13 protein-coding genes and 1 pseudogene are annotated in these 16,028 nt (G+C 65.6%); 8 read left to right on the plus strand and 6 right to left on the minus strand.

Features of this window, described 5'->3' with window-relative positions; all coding sequences use genetic code 11:
* Positions 1-177 precede the first annotated feature (177 nt).
* The 5 genes from ACFQZZ_RS14670 (at position 178) to ACFQZZ_RS14690 (ending at position 5,967) form a co-directional block, all read left to right on the plus strand.
* Positions 178-435, plus strand: coding sequence for a hypothetical protein (locus ACFQZZ_RS14670; protein ID WP_378679699.1), 258 nt, complete (start codon positions 178-180; stop codon positions 433-435).
* A 197-nt stretch (positions 436-632) separates the two neighbouring features.
* Positions 633-758, plus strand: coding sequence for a hypothetical protein (locus ACFQZZ_RS14675; RefSeq protein WP_378679701.1), 126 nt, complete (start codon positions 633-635; stop codon positions 756-758).
* 255 nt (positions 759-1,013) lie between these two features.
* Entirely contained in the window at positions 1,014-2,177 is a 1,164-nt protein-coding gene (locus tag ACFQZZ_RS14680) for a type III polyketide synthase (RefSeq protein WP_378679704.1), read from the plus strand.
* A gap of 245 nt (positions 2,178-2,422) precedes the next feature.
* The gene (locus tag ACFQZZ_RS14685) at positions 2,423-4,672 is read left to right on the plus strand and encodes a serine/threonine-protein kinase (RefSeq protein WP_378679707.1); all 2,250 of its coding nucleotides are present in this window, start codon (positions 2,423-2,425) and stop codon (positions 4,670-4,672) included.
* A 581-nt stretch (positions 4,673-5,253) separates the two neighbouring features.
* On the plus strand, positions 5,254-5,967 hold the full coding sequence (locus ACFQZZ_RS14690; RefSeq protein WP_378679710.1) for a TIGR02206 family membrane protein: 714 nt from the start codon (positions 5,254-5,256) through the stop codon (positions 5,965-5,967).
* Positions 5,968-6,028: 61 nt separating this feature from the next.
* Here ACFQZZ_RS14690 and ACFQZZ_RS14695 read toward each other — a convergent pair whose 3' ends face one another.
* Positions 6,029-6,541, minus strand: a complete 513-nt coding sequence (locus ACFQZZ_RS14695) for a cupin domain-containing protein (protein ID WP_378679713.1) — start codon at positions 6,539-6,541, stop codon at positions 6,029-6,031.
* A gap of 495 nt (positions 6,542-7,036) precedes the next feature.
* Between ACFQZZ_RS14695 and ACFQZZ_RS14700 the strand changes: the two are divergent.
* Positions 7,037-7,249, plus strand: a pseudogene (locus tag ACFQZZ_RS14700) (glycoside hydrolase); the annotation flags it as partial.
* 345 nt (positions 7,250-7,594) lie between these two features.
* Here the strand turns inward: ACFQZZ_RS14700 and ACFQZZ_RS14705 are convergent.
* Positions 7,595-8,128: a DUF3145 domain-containing protein gene (locus ACFQZZ_RS14705; RefSeq protein WP_378679716.1), complete on the minus strand. Its 534-nt coding sequence runs from the start codon at positions 8,126-8,128 to the stop codon at positions 7,595-7,597.
* A gap of 122 nt (positions 8,129-8,250) precedes the next feature.
* Positions 8,251-9,081, minus strand: a complete 831-nt coding sequence (locus tag ACFQZZ_RS14710) for a serine hydrolase domain-containing protein (protein WP_378679719.1) — start codon at positions 9,079-9,081, stop codon at positions 8,251-8,253.
* 149 nt (positions 9,082-9,230) lie between these two features.
* On the opposite strand from ACFQZZ_RS14710, the gene ACFQZZ_RS14715 reads away from it, so the two are divergent.
* The gene (locus ACFQZZ_RS14715) at positions 9,231-10,424 is read left to right on the plus strand and encodes a serine hydrolase domain-containing protein (protein ID WP_378679722.1); all 1,194 of its coding nucleotides are present in this window, start codon (positions 9,231-9,233) and stop codon (positions 10,422-10,424) included.
* A 202-nt stretch (positions 10,425-10,626) separates the two neighbouring features.
* Here ACFQZZ_RS14715 and ACFQZZ_RS14720 read toward each other — a convergent pair whose 3' ends face one another.
* The 3 genes from ACFQZZ_RS14720 to ACFQZZ_RS14730 form a co-directional block, all read right to left on the minus strand.
* On the minus strand, positions 10,627-11,757 hold the full coding sequence (locus ACFQZZ_RS14720; RefSeq protein ID WP_378679725.1) for an NDMA-dependent alcohol dehydrogenase: 1,131 nt from the start codon (positions 11,755-11,757) through the stop codon (positions 10,627-10,629).
* Positions 11,758-11,930: 173 nt separating this feature from the next.
* Entirely contained in the window at positions 11,931-12,515 is a 585-nt protein-coding gene (locus ACFQZZ_RS14725) for a DinB family protein (RefSeq protein WP_378679728.1), read from the minus strand.
* A gap of 147 nt (positions 12,516-12,662) precedes the next feature.
* Positions 12,663-13,718, minus strand: coding sequence for a phosphotransferase family protein (locus ACFQZZ_RS14730; RefSeq protein ID WP_378679731.1), 1,056 nt, complete (start codon positions 13,716-13,718; stop codon positions 12,663-12,665).
* Positions 13,719-13,807: 89 nt separating this feature from the next.
* Between ACFQZZ_RS14730 and pabB the strand changes: the two genes are divergently transcribed.
* Positions 13,808-16,012 (plus strand): aminodeoxychorismate synthase component I, encoded by a 2,205-nt coding sequence (gene pabB, locus ACFQZZ_RS14735; RefSeq protein WP_378679734.1) that lies wholly within the window; start codon positions 13,808-13,810, stop codon positions 16,010-16,012.
* Positions 16,013-16,028: the final 16 nt, after the last annotated feature.

Here is a 16,028-nt window from a genome sequence, read left to right on the forward strand (position 1 = left end):
TTCGTGGCTGATACACGCACCGCTATCAGCGGCGTACCCCAAGCCCGGCTCGGCGGTACTGCGACCCGTGAGCTTCTGCGCGCGTGAAGAGCAGGCCGTAAGGGGCAGGCGATGAAGCCAGCCCTGACCGTTGCAACCCAATCATCCAGGGCCACAACTACTTCCGTTGGCAGCTGTTTGCGTCCAGACGATCTACCCAACGAGGGGCGGCGCGCTCAGTACTTCGTGGAGATCGGCAAGGCGCACGCCATGCAGAAGAACTACCGCGAATCGCTGTACGCGCTCCTGCGCGCCGAACACGCCGCGCCCCAGCACGTCCGCACCATGTCGCCCGTGCGCGAACTCGTCGGTCACATGATGCGCACCGCGCGCCGCGACCTGACTACCGGTGACCTCGGACGGCTGGCGCAGCGGGTCGGCGCGGTGCCTTCCTGACCGGCGGGACCCTTAACGTGGACGGCCCCCGGATCCGGATAAGGGCTTGGTTCCGGGGCCGATGTGTGTTCGATGGCCGGGCGAATCCGCAGGATTGATTGGCTGGCATCGGCGCTGCGCCTCGTCGACCCGGACATTCAGGTAGGAAGCGATTGCCCCAAGCCTCCATTGCTCCACGCTGCTTCCGTGGAGCAAACATGGAGGAGAGCACTGCGGAGTCACAACAGGAACCGGTAGCTCGACTGGTCAGCATCGGGCAAACCCTCGCTATGGATGTCCTGGACCGTCTGCACGTGGCTTCGGCCGAGCGGCAGCCGAGCTGACCCCGACAGACGCGGAATCACCTTGGCCGACAAGGCCTCCGACGCGTGCGGGCATTTTCACCATTGCCGCAACGCGCAGCATCGGCGGGGCTTGACCGCGAGCGCCTGACGGCGGGCATCGGCATCGCACTCCGAGCAACAACCGACGCCAGGGGTGGGGGATCCACACACCTTGGGTGGGTATTTGCGGAGCGTTAGCTGTTCGACGATAGGAGAACACATCCCCAATCGCTCGAGCGAGGAAGAACGAACTCCATGTCCATTGCTCTCGACCAAGCACTTCCCACTCGCACGGCTGCGCAAGCGCGCGACCACACAACGCCGCCGCCGCCGACCGTCGCTGTCATCGAAGCAATCGCGACCGGTGCGCCTAGCCAGGTCCTCGACCAATCCGTCGCAGCGGACTGGATGGCTGGGCAATTCACCGATCCGGAGCAGCAAACCCGGATCAGACGTATCTTCCGCAAGACCATGATCGACACCCGGCGATTCGCGGTCGACCCGCTGAATCCTCGACCTCATACGCCCGGTGGCAAACCAGCGACGATCCGGGATCGCATGCACCTGTTCTACCGCCACGCCGTTCCACTGGCGGTCGATGTGGCGCGGCGCGCGCTCGAAGGTGTCGACCCGGCCGACGTCGGACTGCTCGTGTTCGCCACGAGCACCGGCGTCATCGCGCCCGGCGTTGACGTTGCGGTCGTCGAAGACCTCGGACTGCCCCGGTCGGCCGCTCGCCTGGTGGTCAACTTCATGGGCTGCGCGGCAGCGATGAACGGAATTCGCACCGCCTCGGACTTCGTCCGGGCCAACCCGGACAAGAAGGCGATGGTCCTGTGCATCGAGCTCAACTCAGTGCATGTCGTCCCCGTCGAAGACGTCAACGACGCGGTGAGCTACAGCCTGTTCGGAGACGGCTGCGGCGCGGTCGTCATCGGGACAAACCGAGGGGCGAAGCAGGCCGAAGCCGGGACGATCGTCATCCGGGACAACTTCACCCACTTGTTCGAGGGCACCCGAGACGGCATCGCGGTCGGCGTCAACCACGACGGCATCACGTGCGAGCTGTCCGAGAACGTACCCCAGTACATCTACAACGGCGTTGCTCCCGTCGTCGGAGACGTCCTGCGCCGCAATGAATTGTGGCAGCCAGACATCGATGTGTGGGCAATCCACCCGGGCGGGCCGAAGATCTTGCTCGAATCCGCTCGATCGCTCGGCCTCCCGCCGGAAGCCGCGTCGACGAGCTGGGATGTTCTTGCTGAGTACGGAAATATGTCGAGCGTCTCACTGATCTTCGTGCTCGAACGGATCGCCGGTCGGACGGGGGCGAACAAGCCGGTCTCGACGGGCGTCGCGTTCTCGTTCGCGCCAGGAATCACGATCGAGGGATTCGTCTTCGACGTCGTTCGCAGGTGATCGTGCCTCCCGAGAACCGATGGTCATTTTCGGACCGGATGGACCCCACTTTCCGTGTGGCAACGAACGCTCATCTGATTAGTGGCATGGGGCATACGTGGGCAGCTGGTCTCTGATGACCGGGCCCATGATGGGGATGGACAAGCGGGCGGCATCGGCGTAAAGCTGTTGATGAAGTGCCGACTACCCGGTCTGAGCGATCCACGACGGTGCGCGAGCCGGGATCAACTTCGAAGCGAGCGACGATGGGTGAGAATCTCGGCGCGAGCACCTCCAACCTCGGTGGCGTCCGCGCGACGGCAACGCAGACCGCGTTGACGACCCTGGTTGCCCAGTTCGCCGAACGCTGGCACTCATCGAGCGAACCACCCAATCTGTCGGTTCACCTGCCGGTCGAGCCCGCGCTGCGGCGAACCGTGCTGATCGAGCTGATCAAGGTGGATATGAACGAACGCTGGCAGCGCAGCGACGACGCGCTGCGCCTTGCCGACTATCGCGAACAGTTCCCGGAACTGGGCACTGCTCCGCTGCCGCCGGATCTCATCTACGAGGAGATCAGCGCCCGCAGCCGCCGCAACGACGTCGACCTGACCGAGTACCAGCACGACTACCCGACCCAGATGGCGTGCATCACCGAGAGTTTCGACCTCAGCGGCCCGCGCACCACGCTGCTGGCCGACCCCACCGCGCTCGATGCCATCGATACCATTGCTCCGGGCGCCACCGTCGACGACTTCGACCTGCTGCTGTCGCTGGGCCGCGGCGCCTTCGCGCGCGTATTCCTGGCTCGGCAGCGATCGATGGGCCGGCTGGTCGCGGTGAAGATCTCCCACGACCGCGGCGCCGAACCACAGACCCTGGCCCAGCTCGACCACGACCACATCGTCCGGGTCTTCGATCAGCGTCAGATCACTGAACAGCATCTGAAACTCATGTACATGCAGTACGTTCCCGGCGGCACCCTGCTGGGCGTGCTGCGACTGCTGCACCGCACCCCACCGGCCGAACGCAGCGGCACGCTGCTGCTGGCGGCTATCGACGCCGCCACCAGCAGCGGCGGCGTGGTCGAGCCGCAGCCCTCCGCCGCGCGTGCGGAACTCGAACGGCTCACCTGGCCGGAGACCGTCGCCTGGCTCGGCAGCCGCCTCGCGACCGCCCTGGACTACGCCAACCGCCACGGTGTGCTGCACCGCGACGTCAAACCCGCCAATGTGCTGCTCACCGCCGACGGTCAGCCCAAACTGGCCGACTTCAACATCAGCTTCAGCCGGCATCTGCCCGGCGCGAATCCGGTTGCCTACTTCGGTGGCTCGCTGTCCTACATGTCGCCCGAACAGCTCGAAGCCTGCCACCCCAGCCTGGCCACCACTGCCGCGGATCTGGATACCCGCAGCGACCTCTACGCGCTGGCGGTGGTCCTGTGGGAGCTACTCACCGGACGGCGACCGTTCGACGACGGACCCGGGGCCGGTGAATCGGAGCAATCGCTGCAGGCGATGATCGATCGACGCCGCCGGCCCGTGGACGAGCACCTGGAGGCCGAGCTGCCCCCCGAATGCCCTGCGGTATTGCGCGATGCACTGCTCACCTGCCTTGCGTCCGACCCCGCCGACCGTTATTCCAGCGGCGCCGAACTGGCCCGGCGGCTGGAATTGAGCCAGGATCGGGCCGCACGCGACCTGGTCGTCCCGCCGGCACACAGCCTGCGGGCACGGCTGCACATGCGGCCCGTACCGGTGGTGATTCCGGCGGGCATGTTCGGCCAGGTCGTGGCCGGACTGTACCTGTCGGCGCACAACGTCCGGCTGATCCAACTCGAGCTTGGATCCGAGGCCGCCGGGCGGCTGACCCACCTGGGGTATGTGGTGATCGCGATCTCCTTCCCGGTCGCGACCGCCGGGCTGCTGTACTGGTGCCGCAACGTCTTCCTGGTGCCCGACGGCCTGCGCCGAGGCAAACGCTTCGACGAGGCCACCCTCGCCCGGGCGCGCGCCGACACCCTCGCCTGCGGTGATCGGATCGCTGCCGTCGCATTCATCGGATGGATCCTGGCCATGGGCATCTTCCTGGTGAAGCTGCTGACGCTCGGCCCGCTGCCGGCCGGATTGCTGGCGAATCTCATCGCCTCGAGCCTCATCGCGGCCGCGGCGGCGGTCGTGTACACGTACTTTCCAGCCACATTCTTCGTCTTGCGCTGGTACTACCCGGGTTTGGTCGCCGCCGGGCACACCTACCCCGACGACTCGACCCGGCTACGCCGGCTGATCCGGCGCAGCCGCCTGTACCTCGGTGTGGCGGCCTCGGTTCCGCTGATCGGCGTGCCGGTAGGGCTGATGTTCCTTACTCCGCACCAGCAGCATACGGTGATCGGCTCGATCGTAGCCTTGTGTGTCGGTGGGTTTCTCGCCTTCGCTGTCGCCCTGGCCACCTTCTACGCTCTGCAACGGGATCTGGAGGCCCTCGATCACATCGTGGATCCCCGTCCCCACTTCTAATACTCTCCAGCTGCACTTCTCGGCGTAAATTTCGCTGCGCCGAGACCAGCCGTTTTCCGCCAACGTGAATCTTCGCGTTCACCTCTGTTGAGGTAATCCACCAGGTGACCCCGATTCTGGAAACCTTCGTCATCGATCTGCTCGGAGCCACAATTCGAGACTCGCAATCTTTTTCTAGGACGCTTGCCCATCAAGTCCGAGAGGATCTTTGGAACGGGGTGCGCGATGCAGCACGAAAAGCGATCCGGCGACAAAGGCCAGGCGCTCCCTGATGCACCCGCACCAAGACGTGCCCGTCGCAGACTGGGTGGGCTCAGAACGTGGATTATCGGGATCGTCACTGCAGATTCAGGATAGAGCTCGACTGGGTGGCCGATGGCCGGGGTGGGACGACCACTGTCGATGACCACGGCAAGCCGTTCAGGGTCGCTGGGAGTCGCGATCTGCCCGAATATGTCATCGACAACAACTACCGGCTGATGCCACGTAGTAGGTAGATCAACACTTGCAGGGCCGTTAGCTCGACAGCGTACGCAGAGTTCTGGGCCGAGACCCCCGTGCGACATCTACAGTAGGTAGCTGTGGACGCGCCTTCGGCGCTGCGGGAATTCTCCGCATACGGGCTGTCGCACTGGATAGTCCTCGCCGTCTTCGCAGTGGGCTCGGTGCTCGTCGTCCGGATCGGACGCCGACACCGGAGCGCTTCTGCCGCACGCCATTTCGGCCAAGCCTTCGGCGCGGCGATCCTAGCGCTGTACTTGGTGATCTACCTCTACGCGATGATCCCGCTGAGCGTCGGTCACTCGGTTCCGTTACGTCTGACCGATCTCGCGAGCCTTGTCGCCGCGTATGCACTGTGGTCCAACCAGCACTGGGCATACGCGCTGACCTACTACTGGTGTCTCACCTTGAGCACACAAGCACTCGCGTCACCAGCCTTGGCGAGCCCGGATTTCCCGCACTATGAGTTCCTGGCCTTCTGGGCGATTCACCTGGCCGTTGTCTGGGCTGCGATCTACCTGACCTGGGGAATCGGCATGCGCCCGGACTGGCGCAGCTATCGGATTGCCGTAGTGGTTACCGCGGCATGGGCAGCGGTAACCTTCGCGTTCAACTCTCTCGCCGACACCAACTACGGGTTCGTCAACGCGAAACCCGACACTCCGTCGCTGCTCGATGTGCTGGGGCCCTGGCCTTGGTATCTGGGCACCGTGATGCTCATCTTGCTAGCCGTCTGGGCTTTGATGACCTGGCCCTGGATCCGGGCCACCGAATCCTCGCCCCGACAGGACTGATCACGATGCACGGCCGCTCCGTCCGGTCTGCGGCTGGGCCCCGCTCCACGCGACGAGCCGGTCACTTAGGCCGGGGGTCGTCGTCGGGGTTGACATATGTGATGCCGAACGGCCCCATCGACGCGTTCTGGATGATCGTTTCGCCCTGCGCACGGACGTAGTGGGTACTGGCTGCGGGAACGGCGATGTAGCTGCCCACCTCAACAGGTTGCATGGATTCCCAGTTCGATTCCTCTCCTGTTCCGACGAAGAATCCGCCGGATATGACTGTCAATCCTTCAGCGTTGGGATGGAAATGCGGCGGGACACGATAGCCATCCGGAACCTTTATTCGCATCACGAAGTATCCGCTTTCGTTGGGATTACCTTGCAGTACTGCGACCTGCGCCCCTGGAGGTAACCCGGGTGGCGCTTGTTGCCACTCGATTGCGCTGGGCTGAAAGACCTTGTGGTGCTCGGGACCGGCGGCTTGCGCGTTTGTGGTGGCTTGCGGGGCCGAGGTCGTCTCGTCGTCAGAGGAACATCCGGCGACAAAAGCGGCCAACATCGCACCGACGAGCAGATATCTATTCATATTCACCGTGGGACTCCTGTTCTGCCGACCAATATTCAGTGTGCTCTGGGTAATACCTGAACACAATGGGGCCGGTTCTCCGCCCGTAGATTCGAGTATTCGCGGCTGACAGGTTGTCCCGCCTTCAACCGCGTCCGGGCAGCGGTCCGATCCCGTCTGCGCGCACAAGTGAATTGAGGCGGCGTGTCTGCGGCTGAGGTCGACCGGACCTGAATAATTCGAGCGATGGCGTCTGAGAAGTTCTGTCGCAGGTCGGTACTGGCGTTGGCGGCGGGTTTGCCGCTGTCTGCGCTGCCGGTTGGGCGGGCGGCCGCAAGCGAGTCGACGGTGCGATACACGATGACCGCGTTCACCAACAGCAGCGAAACCGATTTGTATGTCCGAATCCACCGATGCGACGACATTTCGTTTGCTGCGCGGTTGTGCCTATCGGCCACCGGCTGGAGTAATGCGTGATCCGAGTATCTTCCGCAATGTCGATAGCGATGGGCAGGCTGGGGCACCCCGCGGGAAGGGCAGTCGCTCGTCCGACTGCCCGATCGTGGCTGGCGTATCTACTTCGACGCCTACACCGAAGGCAAGTACTTCTACAGCGACAGCCACGACGGCTTCCGCACCTGGACCGCGCCCCGCGAACTCCCCGGCCTTTCCGGCACCATCCGTCACGTCACCGTCTTCCCGGAGAACCTGCCGGAATCCGAAACCTGAGCGACGGTTCGATCCGCGCCTCGTGACCCCGGCTGGGTGATCCCGAACTCCACGACCCCCGACTCGCCGACGCTGAACCAATTAATGGTCGCCGCATGCGGATTCACGTTGTTGACCGGTCGCAGCGCGGTCGAAACCGCGTCCCCTGTTGTTCCCCGGCCGTGGCCGCGAATTGCGCCCCTCTCGCATGTCACCGATATAGCGCGGGCTGAGCTGAAAGGGAGTTGTCGCCGCTGCCGAAGCGGGGCTTCCGGCGAGAAACACCGACGCCGTCACCGTCAGCGCGGCCACTGGTGATGCCCGAAAACAGATTCTTCTGGCGCATCGCGCCGACTGTACGAAGAACTACCCCACATCGCGGCGAAGCCAGGTGACTTCGGCGCCGGATTCGACACCGTAGCGGTACATCTCCAAGTCCTCGTCCCATGCCGTGCCGAGAGCTCGGTCGATTTCGGCGGCGAGGTCGTAACCGTTGTACTTACCGAGTTCGCGGGAGGCTTGGAGGAGAGCGCGCAGGCGCATTTCGCCGATCGCGACGTCGCCGTTGGCGCTGGTGGAACCGTGCCACAGGCCGAGGTTCGGTACGAAGCTGTAGCGCTCACCGTCGACGCCGTCGCTCGGGTCCTCGGTGACCTCGAAGCGAAGTACCGGCCAGGACCGCAAGGCCTGGGCTATCCGGGCGGCGGTGCCGACCGGACCGAACCAATCGCTGGTTGCGCGCAATTGGCCGTCGGCGGGCTGCGCCGTCCAGCGCAGTTTCGCGGGAGCGGCCAGGGCAGAGGTAAGTGCCCATTCGATGTGTGGGCACAACGCGGCAGGCGACGAGTGGATGTAGACCACACCCGCCGTCGCGTCCGCGAACTGACTCGATGCGCGCACCACTAAAACCTCCAGCTTCGACGAGGAACGTCTTCCCCAACGACCCGTCGAATCTGGCGTTGCCTGAGTGTACTGGAGTGCCCGGAGTTACACGTGTTACTTCGGATGCATGTTCTGTGGTGTTACTTCGGTCCCCCATTTCGTGCGAGCGTCGACTCCGCGATCACCGCATCGGAGAAGACGGGCCAAGCCTCCCGCGCCCAGTCGCCGAAATTCTCGTCGGTCAGAGCGATACTCGCCACCCCTATTTTTGGATCGACCCACAGGAATGTGCCCGACTGCCCGAAATGGCCATAGGTACCAGGCGAATTACCTCCGCCGGTCCAGTGCGGCGATTTGCCGTCACGAATCTCGAACCCTAGCCCCCAGTCGTTCGGCCGCTGCGAACCGTAACCGGGCAACACACCGTTGAGCCCAGGAAACTGGACCGAAGTCGCCTCGGCGTGGGTCTGCTGGGAGATCAACTGCGGATTCAGCAATTCCGCGGCGAAGCGCGCGAGGTCGGTGAGGGTGGAGCGGCCCGCGTGCCCGGCGGGCCCTGCCAGCACCGAGGCGGTCATGCCGAGCGGTTCGAAGACCGCGTCGTGCAGATACTCGGGGAACCCGATCCCGGACTGCTCGGCGACAAACGCGGCCAACACCTCGAAGCCCGCACTGGAGTAGATCCGCCGAGCCCCCGGCACGGCCAACACCTCGTTCGTGTCGAAGGCGAAGCCGGAGGTGTGCGCCAGCAGATGTCGCACGGTCGATCCGGGCGGGCCTGCGGGCTGGTCGAGCTCGACCGCGCCCTCCTCCACCGCCACCAGCACCGCATAGGCAACCAGCGGCTTGGTCACCGACGCGAGCGGAAACACTCGCTCGACATCGCCTGCGGTCGTCGCGCCGTCCCTGGTGACAACACCTACCGCCGCATGCCGAACCGGCCAGTCCCTGATCTGCTCGAGTGAACGCACCAGGCGAGCGTACGAGACCACCCACAGGTCGGCGTAGGCGGACACATTCACCGATTCAGCGACGGAAACCGCGACCGGACGCCCGAAGTTATCCGGCCGACCGGACACCCCCGAACAGACTCTGGTACCGCCGGTACCATCAACTCACCATGAGCGCACAGCCCACCATCCACGGCGAAGTGGCGTCCGGTTTCGGACCCGTCGCCGACGCATTCCGCCGTAACTTCGCCCAGCACGGCGAGATCGGCGCCGCGGTGGCCGTGTACGCGGGCGATCGCCCGGTCGTGGATCTGTGGGCGGGTCATCGCGACCGGCGCCGGACGCTGCCGTGGGAGCGGGACACGATCGTCCCGGTGTTCTCCTCCACGAAGGGCATGGCCGGATTCGTGATCGCGACGGCAGTCTCGAGGGGTCTGCTCGACTACGAGGAGCCGGTCGCGAAGTACTGGCCGGAGTTCGCCGCAGAAGACAAGGGCGGGGTCACGGTGCGCCAGTTGATCGACCATCAGGCCGGTCTGTCCGGCCTCGACACGGTGGTGCGACTCCCACAGGTAGCCGATCTGGACGGGCTGGCCACCATTCTCGCCGCGCAGAAACCCGCGTGGCGTCCCGGCACCCGGCACGGCTATCACGCCATCACCCTCGGCCTCTACCAAGGCGAATTGGTGCGCCGCGTTGATCCCGCGCACCGCTCGCTCGGCCGCTTCTTTGCCGAGGAGATCGCGAAACCGCTCGGACTCGACTTCTTCATCGGCCTGCCCGCCGAGCAGAGCATGGATCGCATCGCGACCCTCGCCGCCACCGAGGGCCTGGACATCCTGCGCTACGAACGCGATATCCCGATGCGGATCGGCGCCGAATTGTTCGCCAAACGTGGGTTTTCCTATGCGGCGCTGAACAATCCGCGCGTGGGCGCACCGGCAAGGGCGGCCAGGCGCGAGTTTCTCGAGGTCGAGATGCCCGGCTCCAACGGTGTCGGCAACGCCAGGTCGCTGGCCATGGCCTACGGCGCCGCCGCGGGCCGCACCGGAGCCCTCCCGATCGACAACGACGTGCTCGACCGGCTCGCCGTCGCGGATACCGCCGACGACGTGCCCGCCGATGATCTGGTGCTGCACACCAAGAGTCGCTATCACCTGGGCTTCCGCAAGTCCTGCGGCACGTTCCGCTTCGGCTCGGACAAGCGCGCCTACGGCACAACGGGACTCGGCGGCTCCTTCGGATTCGCCGACCCCGCAACAGGTCTCGGCTTCGGCTACGCGATGAACCGCCTCGGTCTCGCGGTGCTCGACGATGTGCGCAGCCGCAATCTGCGCGAGGCTCTGCTGCGCTGCAGCGTCTGACGGCTCGCCGCGTCCAGCGCACCATCACAGGCGCGCTGCCCGACGCGGCCGAGGCGATCAGCGGCGACGCGCGTTCGAGCGCGAGATCGAGCCGCATCGGGCGGGGGAGGGAACGTTGGAATTCCCGCTCGGCAAGCCGATTCCGTGCGACCTCGTCGCACACATCGCCGCCATGCTCGCCGAGCGGTAACCTCGGCGACTACTACCAGTCGGCCTCGGTGTACTTGATGATGCCGCGAATGTTCTTGCCGTCCAGCATGTCCTGGTAGCCCTGGTTGATCTCCTCGAGGGAGTAGCTGCGGGTCACCATGTCGTCCAGGTTGAGCTGACCCGACTTGTACAGCGACAGCAGGTGCGGCGCGTCCTGGCGGGCGTTGCCGCCGCCGAAGATGCAGCCCTTCACCGTCTTCTGCAGCATGGACAGCAGGAAGGTGTTCATCTTGACGTCGCCCGCGTCCATTCGGCCCATCGAGGTGATCACCAGGGTGCCCGCCTTGGCGGTGAGGATCAGGCCCTCTTCGACATAATCGCCGTGCATTTCGCCCATGGTGAGGATGACCTTCTGGGCCATCCGCCCCTCGGTGGCCTCGATGAGCGGCATGATCGCGGCGGCCATGCTCTCGTAGGTGTGGGTGGCGCCGAACTTCTGCGCCTGCTCCCGCTTCCACGGATTCGGGTCGATCGCAACAACTTTGGACGCGCCGGAGAGCACCGCGCCCTGCAGCGCGCTCATGCCGACACCGCCGATGCCCGCGATCACCACGGTCTCGCCCGGCTTGACCTCGGCGACGTGGGTAGATGACCCGAAGCCGGTCGGCACACCACAGCCGACGAGGCAGGCCACCTCGAACGGGATGGACGGGTCGATCTTCACCACCGAGGTGTGGTGCACCGTCATGTACGGCGCGAAGGTGCCGAGCAGGCACATCGGGATGACGTTCTCGCCGCGCGCCTGGATCCGGTAGGTGCCGTCGCTGATCGCCTGACCCATCAGGAGACCGGCACCCAGGTCGCACAGCGCCATATTGCCGCTGACGCAAGCCGGACAGCGACCACATGCCGGGATGAACGACAGGATCACATGGTCACCGACCTCCAGGTCGGCGGGGCAGTTCGGCCCGAGCTTGGTGATCACGCCCGCGCCCTCGTGGCCGCCCATCACGGGGTAGCCGGGCATCGGTGTCGCACCGGTCACGATGTGGTGGTCCGAGTGGCACATTCCGGCGGTTTCCATCCGGATCTGTACCTCACCGGCGACCGGGTCGCCGACCTCGATCTCCTCCACCGACCATGGCTGGTCGATCCCCCACAGGATCGCGCCTTTCGTCTTCATTCGTGTAGACCTCTCGCATGCACGGGCTTCTATGTGACTGCACCCACACTACGAGAAAACTGAAACGCGTTCTAGTACCGGGTCGAAAATTCGTCGGTAAGGATCGACCGGACCCCCGAACGGGTTCCAACCCCTCCGGCGGCGACCCGGCTCGTTTCAGATCCTGCCCGACTTCAGCCGCGCACGTCGTGAACATGATGAATCACGTCATGCACGAAATATCCCGCCAGGGTTTCCACGGTGAAGATCGAGCCATCGCTACGCCGCACCTGGAGGTCACGGTCGACGGCGGGCACCGATTCGATCGCGCGCGCGACCACTTCGGCGGCCGCGGTCAGTTCGGTAGCCACCGTTGCCGGATCCTGCTCGCCATATCGGTCGGCGATCGCCGTTTCGTCTTGATCCCAGTTCGAGAACATCGGCAGACCGTCCTCGGTCTCGCCGACGTCGAGCCCCTTGGCATCGAAGCCGGGGACCGCAGGAGCGACCGCCTCGGCACGCGCCGCAACAGCCGTGCGGTAGGCGAAGATTCGGCACACGTCGCGCACGTGGGCGGCGTACTCGAGCGGCGACCACGTTTGGTCGTCCGGGCGCGTGACCGCGTCGTCGCGCTTCAGCGCCGCCGACAACCGACCCGCGTATTCGCGGGCCAACCCGGGCACCGCCTCGTATGGCGTCGCCGCGGCGTCGAATCCGCATTCCGGACAGGACCGCTCGAGGACCCAGGTCCAGTTCTTCACGTCAGGCACGATTGTCATGCGCCCACCCTACGATTGGCCGAATATTATAAGCCACCCAAATTCAGCCATCTGTCCGCAAGATCCCGACACGCTTTGCGGGACATGCACTCCCCCGAACCGACCGGCGGCCGCCGACCACACAAGCGGCGGCCAGCTCGACCGTGACTACTCCATCAGACGATGCGCCTTCTCGAAGAGCTCCAAGGTGATGGCATGCAGGAAGTCGCCGACCGGCTTGGGCGCCTTGCCCGCGAAGGCGCGAGCGTGCGTGCCCTCCAGCACGATGCCGAGCTTGAAGCAGGCCAGCACCGTGTACCAGGGGACCACGCTGAGATCGCGGTCGGAGAACTTGCCGTAATGGGCGATCATCTCTTCCGGCGTCGGCAGGCCGCCGACCGCGCCGAGCTTGCCGACCAGCGCGGCGCCGGTGGTACCCGGCTCCGGGCGGGTCGCGATCTGCCAGCCGAGGTCGAGCAACGGATCGCCGATGGTGGACATCTCCCAGTCCACCATCGCCGCCACCTCGGGGCCGTCGAAGGCGAACATCATGTTCGCCAGGTGGCAATCGCCGTGCAGGATGCCCGGGGTCCACTGCGCGGGCCGGTTACGGTCCAGCCACTCTCCGACCTGCTGAACACCCGGGATCTCCGGACCCGGGTACCCCTTGTTCGCCGAGTAGGACTCGAGCTCACCGAGCCAGCGCGGCACCTGGCGTTCCAGGAAGCCCTCCGGCTTGCCGTAATCCGCGAGGCCGAGCGCCTGGTAGTCGAGCGCGCCGAGCCGCGCGATCGCCTCCACCGCGGACAGGCCCATCTGGCGCCGGATCTCCGGGTCGGAAGCGTGCAGTTCGGGCAGTTCGTTCTGGGGGTTGAACCCGGTGATCGGCTCCATCAAATAGAAGACAGCGCCGAGGACCGTCTCGTCCGGGCATGCCGCGATCACCCGTGGCGCCCGCACCCCTGCGCCGTCGAGCGCGCCGAGTAGCCGCGCCTCGCGCCGGATGACGTCATTGCTCTTGGCGCGCAGGTGCTTCGGGCCGCGCCGCAGCACATAGTCGCGGCCACCCCTGCTGAAGCGCAACATGATGTTCTGCGTCCCACCGCCGAGCGGAGTCACCCCCTCGAACTCGCCACCAGGGAGACCCTGCTCATCCATCCACTTCCCGACCACGGTGAAGTCGACAACGTCACGATCCACGTCGACCGGCTGCGCAACAGACATGCTCGACATTGTGCCTCATCGATACCAGCTAACTGAAGGCAGTCGACAACAGTTAGCCATTCCGCCCTGGGCGTAGGGTTTCAGGCACCATGCACACGTTGTTGATCGACAATTACGACTCCTTCACCTACAACCTGTATCAGCTGATCAGCGAGGTGAACGGCGTCGAGCCGACGGTGGTGCGCAATGACGAGGTCGACGATCTTGCCCAGCTGGATCTCGGCCGCTTCGACAACATCGTCATCTCCCCCGGACCGGGGCGCCCCGACATCGCCCGCGATGTCGGCATTTCCGCCGCCGTGATCCGCGAATCCGACCTGCCGTTGCTCGGCGTGTGCCTTGGGCACCAGGGGATCGTCGTCGCGGCGGGCGGCGTAGTCGGGACCGCGCCCGCGGCTCGGCACGGCTACCTCGACCATGTCGAGCACGACGGCAGCGACCTGTTCGCCGGACTCCCGCAGAGCTTCACCGCCGTGCGATATCACTCGCTGTGCGCACAGCGCCCGCTGCCCGACAGCCTCGAAATCACGGCGGTCGCCGCCGACGGGGTGATCATGGGCGTGCGCCACCGCGGCAGACCGCAGTGGGGCGTGCAGTTTCATCCCGAATCCATAGCCAGTGAATACGGTGCGGCGCTACTGCGGAACTTCGCGAAACTGACCGCGGCCCACCCGGTTGCGCCACATGTGCACCGGTTCCCCGCGGGCAGATCCGGGGCCGGTCGGCCATCGATCGTCGGACAGTCCGGATCCATCACCAGGGCCCGCGAGCAATTGGCTTCCGGTACAAAAGGATTCATCCGAGCCGCCGAGCGGTTCGCGCCCGCGATCGACGACCGGGGAGCCCGGCTCGGCTACGGCGAAGCCCCGCGCCCTCGGCAGATCCAGCACAGCGTCATCGAACGCGCCATCGATTCCGAGGCCGCCTTCGTTCGGCTGTATGCCGACTCCTCCACCGCATTCTGGCTCGACAGCGAGCACGTCGAACCCGGCCTCGACCGGTTTTCCTTCCTCGGCGACGCGGGCGGGCCGCTGGCTGAGGTGGTTCGCTATCGGGTCGGCGAGGGCGCGGTCACCGTCGAATCCTCCGATGGTGGTCGGTGCAGCGTCCCCGGCACCATCCTGGAGTATCTGACCGCGGAGTTGCGTCGGCGGTATGTCGAACTTCCCGACCTGCCTTTCGATTTCGCCGGCGGCTATGTCGGATACCTCGGCTACGAGGTGAAGGCCGATTGCGGCGCCGACGCGGCGCATCGCGCGCCGACGCCGGACGCACAGTGGATATTCGCCGATCGAATCGTCGTGGTCGACCATGTGGGTGGGCACACCCATCTGCTGGCGCTCACCGATCCCGCACCGGATGCGCTGCGGGCGGGCGCGGACTGGTTGCGCGACACCCGCGAGATACTGGAGTCCCTGCCGACATGGGCGAATCCGCCGACGCTGGAGGCGTTCTCCGATACTGCCGCCGTCGCGCCGCTGTTCACCAGGGGCCGCGATCGCTACCTGGCCGACATCGCCGTCTGCCAGGAGAAGCTGCACGCGGGCGAGTCCTACGAAATCTGCATTACCGACAACGCGACCTTCCCCGCCGCCGAGGACGACGGCCTCGACTTCTACCGCCGACTGCGCCGCTGCAATCCCGCGCCGTACGCGGCCTATCTGCGCTTCGACGACCTCGAAATCGCCTGCTCCTCACCGGAACGCTTCCTCAAGGTCGATCGCGCCCGCACCGTGGAGAGCAAGCCGATCAAGGGCACCGCACCCCGCGGGAGCACGCCCGCCGAGGACGAGCGGCTGCGCCGCGAACTGGCCGACAGCCCGAAAACCCGCGCCGAGAACCTGATGATCGTCGACTTGCTGCGCAACGACCTCGGCCGGGTGTGCCAGATCGGCAGCGTGCACGTTCCGAAGCTGATGGCCACCGAGACGTATTCGACCATGCACCAATTGGTTTCGACCGTCCGCGGCACCCTGCGCCCGAACGTCGACGCCATCGACTGCCTACACGCCTGCTTCCCCGGCGGCTCGATGACCGGCGCCCCCAAGAAGCGCACCATGGAGATCATCGACGAACTGGAAACCGAAGCGCGCGGCATCTACTCGGGCACCATCGGCTTCCTCGGCCTTGCCGGCACCGCCGACCTCAACATCGTCATCCGCACCGCGGTGCGCCACAATGGCCACTGGCGCATCGGGGCGGGCGGCGCCATCGTCCTCGACTCGGACCCCGAGGACGAGTACCACGAAACAGTCCTGAAGGGCGCCGCCACCTACCGCGCGGCTCGCCGCTGACCCCATGCCATCCTGC

Origin of the sequence: Nocardia sp. GCM10030253 (genome assembly GCF_042675075.1) — a bacterium.
Lineage (GTDB): Bacteria > Actinomycetota > Actinomycetes > Mycobacteriales > Mycobacteriaceae > Nocardia.